General features: G+C 63.8%; 17 protein-coding genes. 11 read left to right on the forward strand and 6 right to left on the reverse strand.

All coding sequences use genetic code 11. The features are described 5' to 3' along the window. Positions 1 to 81: 81 nt before the first annotated feature. On the forward strand, positions 82 to 975 hold the full coding sequence (locus tag JW897_RS00450) for a LysR family transcriptional regulator (protein WP_205464829.1): 894 nt from the start codon (positions 82 to 84) through the stop codon (positions 973 to 975). Here the strand turns inward: JW897_RS00450 and JW897_RS00455 are convergent, their stop codons facing one another. Genes JW897_RS00455 through JW897_RS00470 form a run of 4 tightly spaced genes read right to left on the reverse strand, consistent with a single transcriptional unit; the run spans position 976 to position 2,833 of the window. Further along, positions 976 to 1,536: an RDD family protein gene (locus JW897_RS00455; protein WP_048412967.1), complete on the reverse strand. Its 561-nt coding sequence runs from the start codon at positions 1,534 to 1,536 to the stop codon at positions 976 to 978. Continuing rightward, the gene (locus JW897_RS00460; RefSeq protein ID WP_048412968.1) at positions 1,523 to 1,912 is read right to left on the reverse strand and encodes a DUF3106 domain-containing protein; all 390 of its coding nucleotides are present in this window, start codon (positions 1,910 to 1,912) and stop codon (positions 1,523 to 1,525) included. The genes JW897_RS00455 and JW897_RS00460 overlap by 14 nt, the downstream gene beginning before the upstream one ends. Continuing rightward, positions 1,905 to 2,270 carry a DUF3619 family protein gene (locus JW897_RS00465; RefSeq protein WP_048412969.1) on the reverse strand — a complete coding sequence of 122 codons (366 nt, stop codon included), beginning with the start codon at positions 2,268 to 2,270 and terminating at the stop codon, positions 1,905 to 1,907. Before JW897_RS00465 ends, JW897_RS00460 begins: the two co-directional genes overlap by 8 nt. Further along, the gene (locus JW897_RS00470; RefSeq protein WP_048412970.1) at positions 2,267 to 2,833 is read right to left on the reverse strand and encodes an RNA polymerase sigma factor; all 567 of its coding nucleotides are present in this window, start codon (positions 2,831 to 2,833) and stop codon (positions 2,267 to 2,269) included. The genes JW897_RS00465 and JW897_RS00470 overlap by 4 nt, the downstream gene beginning before the upstream one ends. A gap of 196 nt (positions 2,834 to 3,029) precedes the next feature. Here JW897_RS00470 and ilvB point away from each other — a divergent pair, with 196 nt between their 5' ends. From ilvB to ilvC, 3 genes are read left to right on the forward strand one after another with little or no spacing between them, the layout of a single operon-like run. Further along, positions 3,030 to 4,796, forward strand: a complete 1,767-nt coding sequence (ilvB, locus tag JW897_RS00475) for a biosynthetic-type acetolactate synthase large subunit (RefSeq protein ID WP_205464830.1) — start codon at positions 3,030 to 3,032, stop codon at positions 4,794 to 4,796. A gap of 11 nt (positions 4,797 to 4,807) precedes the next feature. Then, positions 4,808 to 5,299 (forward strand): acetolactate synthase small subunit, encoded by a 492-nt coding sequence (gene ilvN, locus JW897_RS00480; RefSeq protein ID WP_048412972.1) that lies wholly within the window; start codon positions 4,808 to 4,810, stop codon positions 5,297 to 5,299. A 60-nt stretch (positions 5,300 to 5,359) separates the two neighbouring features. Further along, positions 5,360 to 6,376 (forward strand): ketol-acid reductoisomerase, encoded by a 1,017-nt coding sequence (gene ilvC, locus JW897_RS00485; protein WP_048407995.1) that lies wholly within the window; start codon positions 5,360 to 5,362, stop codon positions 6,374 to 6,376. A gap of 115 nt (positions 6,377 to 6,491) precedes the next feature. On the opposite strand, the gene asd is transcribed toward ilvC, so the two are convergent. After that, the gene (gene asd / locus JW897_RS00490) at positions 6,492 to 7,334 is read right to left on the reverse strand and encodes an archaetidylserine decarboxylase (protein WP_048413199.1); all 843 of its coding nucleotides are present in this window, start codon (positions 7,332 to 7,334) and stop codon (positions 6,492 to 6,494) included. A 235-nt stretch (positions 7,335 to 7,569) separates the two neighbouring features. Here asd and JW897_RS00495 point away from each other — a divergent pair, with 235 nt between their 5' ends. The 7 genes from JW897_RS00495 to JW897_RS00525 all read left to right on the forward strand — a co-directional run bounded on the left by JW897_RS00495 (position 7,570) and on the right by JW897_RS00525 (position 15,053). Then, a complete protein-coding gene (locus JW897_RS00495; protein WP_205464831.1) occupies positions 7,570 to 9,378 on the forward strand; it encodes a 2-isopropylmalate synthase in 1,809 nt (602 codons plus the stop codon). A gap of 443 nt (positions 9,379 to 9,821) precedes the next feature. Continuing rightward, on the forward strand, positions 9,822 to 10,460 hold the full coding sequence (gene bioD / locus JW897_RS00500; RefSeq protein ID WP_205464832.1) for a dethiobiotin synthase: 639 nt from the start codon (positions 9,822 to 9,824) through the stop codon (positions 10,458 to 10,460). A gap of 238 nt (positions 10,461 to 10,698) precedes the next feature. Continuing rightward, the gene (gene coxB / locus JW897_RS00505) at positions 10,699 to 11,751 is read left to right on the forward strand and encodes a cytochrome c oxidase subunit II (RefSeq protein ID WP_231589204.1); all 1,053 of its coding nucleotides are present in this window, start codon (positions 10,699 to 10,701) and stop codon (positions 11,749 to 11,751) included. 38 nt (positions 11,752 to 11,789) lie between these two features. Next, positions 11,790 to 13,427 (forward strand): cytochrome c oxidase subunit I, encoded by a 1,638-nt coding sequence (gene ctaD, locus JW897_RS00510; protein ID WP_048412975.1) that lies wholly within the window; start codon positions 11,790 to 11,792, stop codon positions 13,425 to 13,427. Positions 13,428 to 13,437: 10 nt separating this feature from the next. Next, a complete protein-coding gene (locus tag JW897_RS00515; RefSeq protein WP_048412976.1) occupies positions 13,438 to 13,995 on the forward strand; it encodes a cytochrome c oxidase assembly protein in 558 nt (185 codons plus the stop codon). Then, on the forward strand, positions 13,992 to 14,168 hold the full coding sequence (locus JW897_RS00520; protein WP_082158757.1) for a DUF2970 domain-containing protein: 177 nt from the start codon (positions 13,992 to 13,994) through the stop codon (positions 14,166 to 14,168). The genes JW897_RS00515 and JW897_RS00520 overlap by 4 nt, the downstream gene beginning before the upstream one ends. 21 nt (positions 14,169 to 14,189) lie before the next feature. Beyond that, positions 14,190 to 15,053, forward strand: coding sequence for a cytochrome c oxidase subunit 3 (locus tag JW897_RS00525; protein ID WP_048412977.1), 864 nt, complete (start codon positions 14,190 to 14,192; stop codon positions 15,051 to 15,053). A 57-nt stretch (positions 15,054 to 15,110) separates the two neighbouring features. Here JW897_RS00525 and JW897_RS00530 read toward each other — a convergent pair whose 3' ends face one another. Beyond that, positions 15,111 to 15,308, reverse strand: coding sequence for a DUF2909 family protein (locus JW897_RS00530; RefSeq protein WP_019102806.1), 198 nt, complete (start codon positions 15,306 to 15,308; stop codon positions 15,111 to 15,113). Positions 15,309 to 15,346 lie beyond the last annotated feature (38 nt).

The raw sequence follows: 15,346 nt of genomic DNA on the forward strand, positions 1-15,346 counted from the left end.
CGAGCTGCAAGGCCAGTCTAGGCAAAAATCATTTATGTAAATAGACTTAAAATATCGAATTCAAATTCCAAAAATGAAATCATGCTGGATGATCTGCAGTTGTTCGTGAGCATTGTCGACGCCGGCAGCCTGAACGCCGCCGCCCGGCGGCTGGGCGTGCCCGCCGCCACCCTGTCGCGTCGTTTGCAGGCGCTGGAGCGGGAACTGGGCTGCCGCCTCTTGCACCGCAGCGCGCGGCGGATGGAATTGACGGCGGAAGGCGGGCAGTACTACGAGCAATGCCGGCCCTTGCTGCAGTCCTTGAGCCAGACCGCCGCGACGCTGGCGGACTCGCTGCATCAGGTCAAGGGCGTGCTGCGGGTGCTGTCGCCGCTGAGCCTGGGCAACGACGTGCTGGTGCCGGTGTGGCGGCGGATGCTGAGGGATTACCCGGAGTTGCGGCTGGAGCTGCACTTGAACAACGCCATCGATGACCTGCTCAGCGGCATGGCGGATCTCGCCTTGAGGGTGGGGGAGCAACCGGACTCCAGTTTGAACCAGCGGCGGCTGGGCTGGGTGCGCACCCTGCTGGTGGCCGCGCCGGCCTATCTGGAGGCGCAAGGCGAGCCGCGGACGCCGGAGGCGCTGGCGCGCCACGCCCTACTGGTGGCGGAGCCGTTTGAACGCTGGCATTTGCGGCGGAGGGGCGACGACGCGGAATGGGAATTGCCGCCGCCGCGCCTGCGGGTCAACGATATGCTGCTGCCGCGTCGGCTGGCCGAGGCCGGCGTGGGCATCGCGGTCTGCCCCCACAGCCTGTGCCACCGCCAGTTGGCGGACGGCGGTTTGCGGCAGGTGCTGGCCGGCTGGGAAATGCCGGCGCAACCGGTGTACGCGGTGTGGCCGCAACGGCGCTATCCGCCGGTGCGGGTGCGCGTCTTGCTGGACGCCTTGGCGGAGTTCGCCGAGACGGAGCCTTTGCTGGCGCGGGCTTAATCAGCCCGGCGTGGGCTCGCCGCGCCGTTTCTTGCCCGGATGCGGCGGCTTGGGCAGCACGATCTGGCGGGTGCCGGCCAGCCTGTCGTGCAGGAATAGCTTGTCGCGGTCGTAGAACTTGGCCAGGAAGGGAACCAGGCACCAGCTGAGCGCCAGCCACAGCGCCTGCGGCTGATGGCCGTAGGCATTGGCCCAGCCGAGATAGGACACCGCCGGCATGCCGACGAACAGGGCCAGGCCGATCAGATAGCGCGCCGCCGCCTGCTTCCAGACGATGCCGCCGCCGCGGGCGTTGACCAGCTTGATGCGCCAGGTCTTCATCGCCACGGTCTGGCCGCTGCGCACCCAGCAATAGCCGAAGTAGCCGAACAGCGCCACGGCGAGCGCGCCTTTCAGCAGCGTCTTGAACAACGGCCCCTGGCCGATCAGCGTTTGCAGCGGCGTCAGCGCCGCGGTGACGGTGAGCAAGAGCGCGGCGACCAGCAGCAATTCGTAGAACAGGCTGGCCAGGCTGCGTTTCAGCGTGGGCGGGGTCAGGGCGGGAGCGTCAGCGGGAGGCATCTTGGGCTTCATGTTGTTGCCGCAGGCGCTGGATGGCCTGTTGGCGTTGTTCGGGCGGCATCTGTTGCAGCGCCTTCCAGTTGGCGCGGATTTCGTCGCGCTGCTGCTGGCTCAGCTCGGACCAGGCTTTCAGTTTCTGCTGCACGCGCTGGCGCTGCGCCTCGGGCAGTTGTTGGAATTGCGGCACGATGGCCAGCAGGTTCTGCTTTTTGTACGGCGCGTAGCGGTCCCATTCGGTGGCCAGCGGCGCCAGCACCTGTTGCTGTTCCGCGCTCAATTGCGCCCAGCGGGGGCTGGCCGGCGGGCTGGCCTTGGCCGCCGGCGCCAGCAGTCCGCTCAGGCACAGGGCGAGCAAGAGGCGGCGGCCGCTATTCATGCAGCCCTCGGCTGAAGTGCGGTTCCAGCAAGGCCTCGAAGGGCAGATCCTGCGCCAGCAGCGCGGCGTCGACCGCTTCCTCCTCCAGCAGCAGGTCTTCCGCCAGCATCATGCCGGCGCCGGTCAGCAGCGCGAAGCCCAAGGCGAGGCCGCCGCGGCGCAGCGACAACACGTGGCGCTGCGCCCACAGGCCCAGCCGCTCGCGCGGCGATTCCGCTTCCGCGGCCTGGGCGTCGAAACGGGCCAGCGCCCGCTCGCGCGCCTGGGTCAGCTTGCGTTTCTGCTCGGCGTCGAGATCGGCGGCGGCGTGGTCCAGCACGCGCGCCACATGGCCGGGAAGGGGGTTGGAAGGTTTCATAGCGTCACTCCCTTTTGCGCGAGGATGGCGGCCAGCGTGTGATTGGCGCGCGAGCAATGCGTTTTGACGCTGCCCTCGGAGCAGCCCATCACGCGCGCGGTGGCGGCGACATCCAGACCCTCCCAATAACGCAGCAGGAAGGCCTCGCGTTGACGGGCCGGCAGCAGCTGCAGCGAGGCCTCGATCAGCACGGCGGTTTCCTTGCGCGCGCACCACAGCTCGGGATTGCTGTGCGCCTCGTCCGCGGCCACGTCCAGCGTTTCCAGCGGATCCGGGCTGTCGTCCTCTTCGCGGGCGGGGATCAGCGAGGACAGCAGCGTGCTGACGAAGCGGCGCGCCTTGCTGCGGCGGTAGAAGTCGCGAATGGTGTTTTGCAGGATGCGCTGGAAGATCAGCGGCAGTTCCGCCGCCGGGGCGTGCGGATAGCGATCCGCCAATTTCATCATCGAGTCCTGCACGATATCCAATGCGCTGTCTTCGTTCTGGACCGCATACCACGCCTGCTTGAAAGCGCGTTTCTCCGCCGACTCCAGGAAGTCGGCCATTTCCTCGCGGCTAGCCATCGGATGAGAGTTTGAGTTGATGCCAACAGAAGATGGTAGCAGAGCGCCGCCGATTCGGCCAAGCCTGATTTTTTTCCTGAATTTACCGAGGCTTAGGCGCATATTGCACCTGCACAAAAGCACTTGACCGGTTTCAAAGCAATACGCTAAGGTCGACCGATACGGGATGAAACTAACGCAAAGATAAAGAGGCCATATGCAGATATCGGGCGCGGAAGCGGTTGTCCGCTGCCTGCAGGAAGAAGGTGTCGAATTTGTTTTCGGCTACCCCGGCGGCGCGGTGCTGGAAATTTACGATGCCATTTTCCGGCAGGACAAATTCAAACATGTGCTGGTCAGGCACGAGCAGGCGGCGGTGCATGCCGCCGATGCCTACTCCCGTTCCAGCGACAAGGTGGGCGTGGCTCTGGTCACCTCCGGTCCCGGCGCGACCAACGCCGTGACCGGCATCGCCACCGCCTATATGGACTCCATCCCCATGGTGGTGCTGTCCGGCCAGGTGCCGTCCCCGGCCATCGGCCTGGACGCTTTCCAGGAAGTGGACATGGTGGGCATCACTCGCCCGTGCGTGAAGCACAACTTCCTGGTCAAGGACGTGAACGAGATCGCCTCCACCATCAAGAAGGCGTTCTACATCGCCAGGACCGGTCGCCCCGGTCCGGTGGTGGTGGACATCCCCAAGGACATCACCCAGCTGCGCACGGAATTCCAATATCCGGAAAGCGTGCATATCCGCTCCTACGTGCCGGCTACCCGCGGCCACCCGGGGCAGATCAAGAAAGCGGTGAACCTGCTGTTGGAAGCCAAGCGCCCCTTCATTTACGTGGGCGGCGGCGCGGTGCAGGGCAATGCCGCCGGCGAAGTGACCGAACTGGTCAAATCGCTGGGCCTGCCGTGTACCAACACCCTGATGGGCCTGGGCGCCTATCCGGGATCCGACCCGCAGTTCCTCGGCATGCTGGGCATGCATGGCACCTATGAAGCCAATATGGCGATGCAGTACTGCGACGTGCTGGTGGCCATAGGCGCGAGGTTCGACGACCGCGTGATCAGCGTGCCGTCGCACTTCCTCAGCCAGCCCAAGAAGATCATCCACATCGACGTGGACCCGTCCTCCATCTCCAAGCGAGTCAAGGCGGACATCCCCATCGTCGGCGACGTCAAGCATGTGTTGAAAGACATGCTGGACCTCTTGAAGCAATCCGGCCAGAAGCCGGACGCTCAGGCCCTGGCCGGCTGGTGGAAGCAGATCGAGGAATGGCGCGGCCACAACTGTCTGCTGTACACCCCGTCCACCGAGCTGATCAAACCTCAGTTCGTGGTGGAGAAGCTGTACGAGATCACCGGCGGCAAGGCCATCGTCACTTCCGACGTGGGTCAGCACCAGATGTGGGCGGCGCAGTATTACAAGTTCGACAGCCCCAAGCAGTGGCTGAACTCCGGCGGCCTCGGCACCATGGGCTTCGGCCTGCCGGCGGCGATGGGCGCGCAACTGGCCAACCCGGATGCCACCGTCGCCTGCATCACCGGCGAGGGCTCGATCCAGATGAACATCCAGGAACTGTCCACCTGCAAGCAATACCATACCCCGGTGAAAGTGGTGGCCCTGAACAACCGCTACCTGGGCATGGTGCGCCAGTGGCAGCAGTTCTTCTACGGCACGCGCTATTCCGAATCCTATATGGACGCCTTGCCGGACTTCGTCAAAATCGCCGAGGCTTACGGCCATATCGGCTTCAAGGTGGAAGACCCCGCCGACGTGGAGCCGGTATTGAAGGAGGCGTTCAGCCAGAAGCTGAAGGAACGCCTGGTATTCCTGGATTTCCGTACCGACCAGTCCGAGAACGTGTTCCCGATGGTGCAAAACGGCAAGGGTCTGGACCAGATGGACCTGCCCGCGCACATGAGCGAGGTGCAGAACGTGCCCTTCGAGAACAACCGTGACTACGGCAATATGTGTTGAGGTCAACCGGTATGCGACATATCCTATCCACTCTTGTGGAAAACGAAGCGGGCGCATTGTCCCGCGTGGTGGGCCTGTTTTCGGCCCGTGGCTACAACATCGATTCGCTGACAGTGTCCACGACTGAGGACCCGACGCTGTCGCGCATGACTATCGTCACCCACGGTTCCGACGAAGTCATCGAGCAGATCACCAAGCATCTCAACAAGTTGATCGAGGTGGTCAAGGTGATAGACCTCAATGAATCCGAGCACATCGAGCGCGAGCTGATGCTGATCAAGGTCCGCGCCACCGGCAAGGACCGCGAGGAGATGAAGCGCATGGCCGACATCTTCCGCGGACGCATCATCGACGTGACGGAAAAGACTTACACCATCGAGCTGACCGGTACGAGCGAAAAGCTCGGCGCCTTCATCGAGGCGGTGGACCGCACAGTGATCCTGGAAACGGTCCGTACCGGCGCATCCGGCATTGGTCGGGGTGAACGGATTCTGAAAATCTGACGCAGGCGAGAGCCCGGCCGGAGGCCGGGCCGCCCAAACAAACGATATCAAGGATTGCAAATGAAAGTTTTCTACGACAAAGACGCCGACCTCTCCATCATCAAGGGCAAGAAGGTCGCCATCATCGGCTACGGTTCCCAGGGCCACGCCCATGCGCAGAACCTGAAAGACTCCGGCGTGGACGTCGTGGTGGGCCTGCGCAAGGACGGCGCTTCCTGGAAGAAGGCGGAAGCGGCCGGCCACAAGGTCAAGGAAGTGGCCGAGGCGGTGAAGAAGGCCGACGTGGTGATGATTCTGCTGCCGGACGAGTCGCAGCCCGACGTCTACGGCAAGGACATCGCTCCCAATCTGAAGAAGGGCGCGGCGCTGGCCTTCGCCCACGGCTTCAACATCCATTACAACCAGATCGTGCCGCCGGCCGACGTCGACGTGATCATGGTGGCGCCGAAAGGCCCGGGCCACACCGTGCGCTCCGAATACCTGAAGGGCGGCGGCGTTCCGACCCTGATCGCGGTCTACCAGGACAAGTCCGGCAAGGCTCGCGACGTGGCGCTGTCCTACGCGGCGGCCAACGGCGGCACCAAGGGCGGCGTGATCGAGACCAACTTCCGCGAAGAAACCGAGACCGATCTGTTCGGCGAGCAGGCGGTGCTGTGCGGCGGCGCGGTGGAACTGGTCAAAGCCGGTTTCGAAACCCTGGTGGAAGCCGGCTACGCGCCGGAAATGGCTTACTTCGAGTGTCTGCACGAACTGAAGCTGATCGTCGACCTGATGTACGAGGGCGGCATCGCCAATATGAACTACTCGATCTCCAACAACGCGGAGTACGGCGAGTACGTGACCGGCCCGGAAGTGGTGACCTCCGCCACCAAGGACGCGATGAAAAAAGCGCTGTACCGCATCCAGTCCGGCGAGTACGCGAAGATGTTCATCCTGGAAGGCAAGACCAACTATCCGAGCATGACCGCGCGTCGCCGTCTGACCGCCGATCACCCGATCGAGAAGGTCGGCGCCGAGCTGCGCGCGATGATGCCGTGGATCGCCAAGAACAAGCTGGTGGACCAGTCCAAGAACTAAGTCCGCAGCCTGCCGCATCGACCAAAGCCGGGAATCTTCCCGGCTTTTTTGCGTTTGGGGGCAGGGGAAATGAAAAACGGCGCCCAGGGCGCCGTCGTGTCCGGAGCGAAGGCGTTCAGTCCGCCATCGGCTCGCCCATGCGCACCGCGCCGGCGGCTTGCCAGCCGGGGTTGAAGCTCAGCGGGCCTTGCGGGAACAGCAGCACCACGGTGGAGCCCAGCAGGAAACGGCCCATCTCCTCGCCCTTGGCCAGGCGGATGTCCTGGTCGCGGTAATCCCAGTGGCGGATCTGCCCCGGGCGCGGCGGATTGATCACGCCGTGCCAGACGGTAGCCATGCTGCCGACGATGGTGGCGCCCACCAGCACCAGCGCGAAAGGCTGGCCGTCCTCGCCCTCGAACAGGCAGACCACGCGCTCATTGCGCGCGAACAGACGGTCCACGCCGCGGGCGGTGGCCGGGTTCACCGAATACAGCTCGCCCGGCACATAGCTCATCCGCAGCAGACGGCCGGCGCAAGGCATGTGGATGCGATGGTAGTCGCGCGGACTCAGGTAGATGGTGGCGAAATGGCCGTCGTCGAAGCGGCGCGCCCACTCGGCGTCGCCGGCCAGCAAGGCCTGGGCGGAGTAGCTGCGGCCCTTGGCCTGGAAGATCTGTCCCTGTTCGATGCGGCCGAACTGGCTGATGGCGCCGTCCACCGGGCAGACCAGCCGTTCGCTCGCCAGCGGGCGCGCGTCGGCGCGCAAGGCGCGGGTGAAGAAGGCGTTGAAGCTGGCGTAGGCCGCCGGATCGCTGGCGGCGGCTTCGTCCATGTTCACTTGGTAGCGGGCAATGAAGCGGCGGATGATCCATTGCGTCAGGTTGCCGCCTTCCCAGTTGGCGATGCGGCCGGCCAAGCGGGTCATGGCCAGCTTGGGCATCAGGTGTTGCAACAGCACGAACAGGCGTTCGGACACTGGTTTGTCCTCGATCAATCTGACTAAACCCAAGAGTATAACCGATCTGCCGACGTCTGATCGCGTGTGGCTTGCTTAAATTGTAAGCAGGTTTTCATTGAAAATAGACATATTGTCCGATATTTTTGGTTTGGACATCGGGTGTGACGTTTTAATCACAGTTTTCAACATGCAAATTTGACTTTATGTCTTGCTTGCCGGTAGGCTGAATCAAAATTTGCTGCGGGAGCACATGATGCAATTGGACATTGAACGCTTGATTGCGGATTTCGGCGGGCCGGGACAGCTGGCCGAAGATCTGAATCGCTTGTTCGCCGATGAGCCGGTGACTCGGGCGGCGATATACAAATGGAGAGAACGCGGCAGCCTGCCATTGGCCCAGCTCAACAAGCTGGCGGTGATGGCGGCCAGCCAGGGCAAACGCTTCGATTTCAACGATTATCTGATCGGCGTCGGGACAGGCGCGGAAATTGCAATGCAGGGACCAGGGAGAAACAGTCAGATGGGCAATCGTCTGTATATATTCGACACCACCTTGCGCGACGGCGAGCAATCGCCGGGCGCATCGATGACCAAGGAAGAAAAGATCCGGATCGCCCGCCAGCTGGAGCGCCTGGGCGTGGACATCATCGAAGCGGGCTTCGCCGCGGCCAGCCCGGGCGACGCCGACGCCATCCGCGCCATCGCCGAGGTGATCAAGGACTCCACAGTCTGTAGCCTGGCCCGCGCCAACGAGCGCGACGTCCGCGCCGCGGGCGAAGCGATCAAGCCGGCGGCGCGCGGCCGCATCCACACCTTCATCGCCACCAGCCCCATCCATATGGAGAAGAAGCTGCGCATGAGTCCGGACGAAGTGGTGGCGGCGGCGGTGGAAGCGGTGAAAATCGCCCGCGAATACACCGACGACGTGGAGTTTTCCGCCGAAGACGCGCTGCGCTCGGACATCAACTTCCTGGCGCGCATCTTCGGCGAGGTGATCAAGGCCGGCGCCACCACGCTGAACGTGCCGGACACCGTCGGCTACGCGGTGCCCTTCATCACCGAAGCCTTCTTCCGCGAACTGATCGCCAAGACGCCGGGCGGCGACAAGGTGATCTGGTCCGCCCATTGCCACAACGACCTGGGCATGGCGGTGGCCAACAGCCTGGCCGCGGTGCTGGGCGGCGCGCGCCAGGTGGAATGCACCATCAACGGTCTGGGCGAGCGCGCCGGCAACGCCAGCCTGGAGGAAGTGGTGATGGCGGTGCGCACCCGCAAGGACGTTTTCGCGCTGGAAACCGGCATCGACGCCACCCAGATCGTGCCGGCGTCCAAGCTGGTGTCCACGGTGACCGGCTATCCGGTGCAGCCCAACAAGGCCATCGTCGGCGCCAACGCCTTCGCCCACGAATCCGGCATCCACCAGGACGGCGTGCTCAAGCATCGCGAAACCTATGAAATCATGTCCGCCGAATCGGTGGGTTGGAGCACCAACCGGCTGACCCTGGGCAAGCTGTCCGGCCGCAACGCCTTCAAGACCAAGCTGATCGAGCTGGGCATCGTGCTGGACAGCGAAGAAGCGCTGAACGCCGCCTTCGCCCGCTTCAAGGAGCTGGCGGACCGCAAGCGCGAGATCTTCGACGAAGACCTGCACGCGCTGGTGTCGGACGAATTGAGCACCGGCCGCGAAGAGGATTACAAGCTGGTGTCCTTGAAGATCGCCACCGAAACCGGCGAAGCGCCGGTGGCCTCCATCGTGTTCCTGGCGCACGGCGAAGAACGTCGCGCCCAGTCCAGCGGCTCCGGCCCGGTGGATGCCGCCTTCAAGGCGATTGAAAGCGTGGCCGACAGCGGCGCGGAGCTGGAATTGTACTCGGTGAACGCCATCACCAAGGGCACCGAATCCCAGGGCGAAGTGACGGTGCGCCTGGCGCGCGACGGCCGCATCGTCAGCGGGCAGGGCGCGGACACCGACATCATCGTGTCCTCGGCCAAGGCCTATCTGTCCGCCTTGAACAAATTGATGAACCAGGAGCAAAAGCTGAACGCACAAGCGCTGGTATGACGTTTTCCGGCCGAGGAGGCCAGCGCGGTGCCGCGTCGACAAGGTTTTCCATCCCGTCCTTGTCGGCGCATCGCCAGCGCTAGACCGCCCGGCCGCAGAAGGGGCTCGAAAAACCGTCGTGAGCGGTCCGAGAGCAAGGCGCACCGCGCGCAGCGACCGAGCTAGTACAAAGGTACGGCGAGGAAGCGAGCACGGAGCAACGACGCTATTCGGAGCGCGCAGCAGGTTTTTCGCAGTCCCTCGGGAGTTCACTTTATCGAGTGTGAAGTCCATCAGGCCCACAAGGCCGCCCCTTCTGGCCCCGGCTCACAAAGCCGCGCGGCGGACTGCCGACCCATGAGGTCGGCGTCGTTGCGCGGCAGAGCCGGGGTTTTTTGCGTTTTACGCGCGGACGGGCCGGCGCTAGACTGCCAGCTCTCTACTTCCCCATTACGGAAAGCGCCATGTCCGCAGCCTTCTTCATTACCGGCACCGACACCGAAATCGGCAAGACCCACGTCGCCGTGCAACTAATTCGCCAATGGCAGGCCGAAGGCAAGCGCGTGCTGGCGATGAAGCCGGTGGCCTCAGGCTGCGAACTGCTGGCCGACGGCAGCTGGTGGAACGACGACGTGGCGCGGCTGACCGCCGCCACCGGCCAGTCCGACCTGGAGCTGATGAACCCCTATCGATTCCTGCCGGCGGTGTCGCCGCATATCGCCGCGAGCGAGGCCGGCGTGGAAATCCGGCTGGACGTGATCATCGACCATTACCAGCAATTGGCCGCCTGCGCCGACGTGGTGGTGGTGGAGGCCGCGGGCGGCTGGCTGGCCCCGCTGTCCGACCGGCTGTTCATGGCCGATATGGCCAAGGCGCTGCAATTGCCGGTGATCCTGGTGGTGGGCATGCGGCTGGGCTGCATCAACCACGCCTTGCTGACCGCGCGCGCGGTGCTGGACGCCGGCCTGCCGCTGGCCGGTTGGGTGGCCAATCGCGTGGTGCCGCAGCAACAGGCTTACGAGCAGAATCTGGAGACCCTGCAACGGCACATGCCGGCGCCGCTATTGCTGGAAGTGCCGCATCAGGCCGGCGAATCCCACTGAGCCGCGCGCGCGGCGCGGCCTGCGCCTAACTTGCATTCGTAATATTTTATTGCGTTGCCGCAAGACATTTTCTTGTTTTCCTTGACCTTTTTTTCTAGCATGCCATTAACCGGTCATGAGAATAGATCGGACCCGTCAGCACCATTTCATGTCAGTTGAGGATTTCTAGGGGGGCTCCATGTCCTGTATGCGCGTCCTTTGCTGTTGGCTGCCGATATCCTGCGCGTCAGCGGCCGAGTTGAATCTGCAAGCCCCCGTTACTCCCATTGCCCGCCAGCAATACGATCTGCACACCATGTTGCTGATCATCACCTGTGTGATCTTCGCGTTGGTGTTCCTGGTGATGATGTACGCCATCGTCCGCCACCGCAAAGCCGCCGGCCACCAGGCCAAGCACTTTCATGAAAACACCACGGTGGAAATCATCTGGACGGTGATTCCGCTGCTGATCCTGATCGGCATGGCCTGGCCGGCCACCAAGGCGGTGTTGTCGCAGAAGAGCACGCGTGGCGAGGACATGACGGTCAAGGTCACCGGCTACCAATGGAAGTGGCGCTACGACTACCTGGACGACAACTTCGGCTTCATGAGCCATTTGTCCACGCCGCGCGAGGCCATCGCCAACGCCGCGGCCAAACCGGTCAACTACCTGCTGGAAGTGGACGAGCCCTTGGTGGTGCCTATCGGCAAGAAAGTGCGGCTGCTGCTGACCGCCAACGACGTGATCCACTCCTGGTGGGTGCCGCAACTGGGCGTCAAGCAGGACGCGATTCCCGGTTTTCTGCGCGACAGCTGGTTCCGCATCGACAAGCCCGGCACCTATCGCGGCCAATGCTCCGAGCTGTGCGGCAAGGACCACGGCTACATGCCCATCGTGGTGGAGGCCAAGACGCCGGACGACTACGCCAAGTGGCTGGAGGCCAAGAAAAAACAGATGGCCGCGGCGGCGGACGACCCCAACAAGGTGTGGACGCTGGCCGACTTGAAGGCCCGCGGCGAAAAAGTCTACGCCCAGAACTGCGTCGCCTGTCACCAGGCCAACGGCAAAGGCCTGCCCGGCGCCTTCCCGGCGCTGGACGGCTCCAAGATGGTCACCGCCGACAAGCCGGCGCACATCCACATCGTGCTGTTCGGCAGCCAGAAGAATCCGGCGATGCAAGCCTGGGGCAAGCAGCTGTCCGATACCGACATCGCCGCGGTGATCACCTATGAGCGCAACGCCTGGGGCAATCACACCGGCCAACTAGTGCAGCCCAAAGAGGTCAAGGCGGCCCGCGGCGCCACCGGCTGAGCCCGGGACCGGCGACGCATCCATGCAAGGAGAGCGATATGGCAATTGTCGATGACGCCGGCCATGCCGGGCACGCGCCGGGGCACCATGAGCGCCCGCGCGGCATCATGCGCTGGCTGGCGGCCACCAACCACAAGGACATCGGTTCGATGTATTTGTGGTTCTCCTTCATCATGTTCCTGTCAGGCGGGGTGATGGCGTTGTGCATCCGCGCCGAGCTGTTCCAGCCCGGCCTGCAGTTCTTCCAGCCGGAGCTGTTCAATCAGTTCACCACCCTGCACGGCCTGATCATGGTGTTCGGCGCCATCATGCCGGCCTTCACCGGCCTGGCCAACTGGATGCTGCCGCTGATGATAGGCGCGCCGGACATGGCCTTCGCCCGGATGAACAACTGGAGCTTCTGGCTGCTGCCGCCGGCGGCGCTGCTGCTCTTGCTGTCCTTCATCGTGCCCGGCGGCGCGGCGGCGGCCGGCTGGACGCTGTACGCGCCCTTGTCCACCCAGATGGGCATGGGCATGGACATGACCATCTTCGCCATCCACATCATGGGCGTCAGCTCCATCATGGGGTCGATCAACATCATCGTCACCATCCTCAACCTGCGCGCGCCGGGCATGACCATGATGCGGATGCCCATGTTCGCCTGGGCCTCGCTGATCACCGCCTACCTGATCATCGCGGTGATGCCGGTGCTGGCCGGCGTGGTCACCATGGTGTTGACCGATCGCCACTTCGGCACTCATTTCTTCAACGCCGCCGGCGGCGGCGACCCCATCCTGTATCAGCACGTGTTCTGGTTCTTCGGCCACCCCGAGGTCTACATCATGGCGCTGCCGGCCTTCGGCATCGTCAGCCAGGTGATTCCCACCTTCGCCCGCAAGCCGCTGTTCGGCTACGCCTCCATGGTCTACGCCACCTCCAGCATCGGCATCCTGTCCTTCATGGTGTGGGCGCACCATATGTTCGCCACCGGCATGCCGGCCACCGCCCAGCTGTTCTTCATGTACGCGACCATGCTGATCGCGGTGCCCACCGGGGTCAAAGTGTTCAACTGGGTGGCCACCATGTGGGAGGGCAGCATGAGCTTCGAAACGCCGATGCTGTTCGCCATCGGCTTCATCCTGCTGTTCACCATCGGCGGCCTGTCCGGCGTCACCCTCAGCGTGGCGGCGGTGGACATCCAGCTGCACGCCAGCTACTACGTGGTCGCCCATTTCCATTACGTGCTGGTGGCCGGGGCGCTGTTCAGCCTGTTCTCCGCCATCTATTACTGGTTCCCCAAAATGACGGGCAAGATGTACCACGAGGGCCTGGGCAAACTGCACTTCTGGTGGTCCTTGCTGTGGTTCAACGTCACCTTCTTTCCCATGCATTTCCTCGGCCTCGCCGGCATGCCGCGGCGGATTCCCGACTACGCGCTGCAATTCACCGAGTTCAACCAGCTGGCCAGCATCGGCGCCTTCATGTTCGGCCTGGGGCAGTTGATCTTCCTCTACAACATCCTGCGTTCGCTGCGCCGCGGCCGGCCCGCGCCGCCGCATCCATGGGAAGGCGCCAACACGTTGGAGTGGGCGATTCCGACGCCGGCGCCTTACCACAGCTTCGTCGAGGCGCCGCAGCTGGAAGTCATCGAGAACGGCGTGGTGGTGTCCAGCACCGGCGGCAAGCACCACTGAGGACGACGCGATGGAAGCCGCCGCCAAGCAGGGACGCAGCAACCGCCAGCTGATGAAGAAGCTGGCGGTGGTGGCCTTGCTGATGTTCGTTTTCGCCTGGGGGCTGATCCCGCTGTACAAGGTGGTGTGCGAAGTCACCGGCCTCAACGACGTGGTCAAGGCGGACAGCCTGGACGATGCGGCGGCAAGCGGCGGCGCGGCGACGCACGAGGTGGAGATGACCTTCGACGCCACCGTGCAGGCCGGCCTGCCGTGGCAGGTGCGTCCCTTGCAGACCCGGCTCAAGGTGAAGCCAGGCCAGTTTGTGCAGGTGGAGTACGAAATCACCAACGCCAGCGGTCAGCGGGTGGTGGGGCAGGCGATTCCGCGCTATCTGCCCGCCGCCGCCGGCGAGTACGTCAAGAAACTGGAGTGCTTCTGCTTCCGCCAGCAGGCCTTCGCGCCGGGCGAAACCAGGCGCTTTCCGGTGGTGTTCGTCGTCGACAAGCGTTTGCCGGCCTCAATAGACAGCATCACGCTGGCCTATACCGTGTTTGACGTGCCGGGCAACGCGGGAGCGGGCTCATGAAAGCGTGGCAAGGAGTGCTGGCGGTGCTGTCCGCCTTTTTCGGCGTGCGCCGCAAGGCGGACGCGCGCGAAGACAGCAAGCTGTCGCCGCTGCAGCTGATACTGACCGCCTTGTTGTTGGCGGCCACTTTTATCGGGGTGTTGCTATTGGTGGTGAGGCTGGCCACGTCCTAACCGGGGTGCAGGGAGAATGCAATGACGACAGCGAACGAGCGGGAACAGACGCATTACTTCGTGCCGCAGCCATCGCGCTGGCCGGCGGTGGGCGCGGTGGCGCTGTTCTGCCTGGGCTTGGGCGCGGCCTTCGCCGTCAACGGCCAGCCCATGGGCAAGCTGTCGCTGGGCGTGGGCGCGCTGATCCTGATCTATATGTTGTTCGGCTGGTTCGGCGACGTGATCCGCGAAAGCCGGCACGGCGACTACCAGGGCAAGGAGGACATGTCCTTCCGCTGGGGCATGGGCTGGTTCATCTTCTCCGAGGTGATGTTCTTCGGCGCCTTCTTCGGCGCCTTGTACTGGGTGCGGGTGGTGTCGGTGCCGACGCTGGGCGAGATGGACTACAAGATCCTGTACCCGGACTTCGAGCCGTCCTGGCCGCTGCTGACCGGGCCGGGGATCACCAAGCCTTACCAGGCGATGGGCGCCTGGGGCCTGCCGGCGCTGAACACACTGATCCTGTTGAGCTCCGGCGCGATGGTGACCTGGGCGCATTGGGCGCTGCTGCAAGGCCGGCGCGCGCAATTGAAGCTGGGCCTGCTGCTGACCGTGTTGCTGGGGACCTTGTTCCTCTGCCTGCAGATGTACGAATACGGCCACGCGATGAGCGAGTTGAACCTGAGTCTGGCCTCCGGCGCTTACGGCATGACCTTCTTTATGCTGACCGGCTTCCACGGCCTGCACGTGCTGCTGGGCACCATCATTCTGGCGGTGGTGTGGCTGCGGGTGATGCGCGGGCACTTCGACGGCCAGCACCACTTCGCCTTCGAGGCGGCGGCCTGGTACTGGCACTTCGTCGACGTGGTGTGGCTGCTGCTGTTCGTCTTCGTCTACTGGCTGTGAGCCGCGAGGCAGGACCAAAGGCCAGGGGCCGCGCCGGGACGAGGGCGGACGGCTCGGCTAAGCTTGATGAGGGCGCCACCAGCCGAACAGCGCGCCCAGCAGCAGCAGCAGAAACAGGCCGATGGACAGGCCGATGCGCAAAGTGAGGGAGCGAACCAGACGTTGAGAGCCTTGATCGGACTTCAACAGGCCGGTCAGGCCCCAGAACAGGGCAAGCACGATGCAGGCGAGCAAGAACAGAATGACAAGTTTCATTGCGGAATCCCCCGGTCGATTGGGCCGTCGATCTTCAG

The sequence above is a fragment of the Chromobacterium alkanivorans genome (assembly GCF_016937655.1).
In the GTDB taxonomy this organism is placed as follows: domain Bacteria; phylum Pseudomonadota; class Gammaproteobacteria; order Burkholderiales; family Chromobacteriaceae; genus Chromobacterium; species Chromobacterium alkanivorans.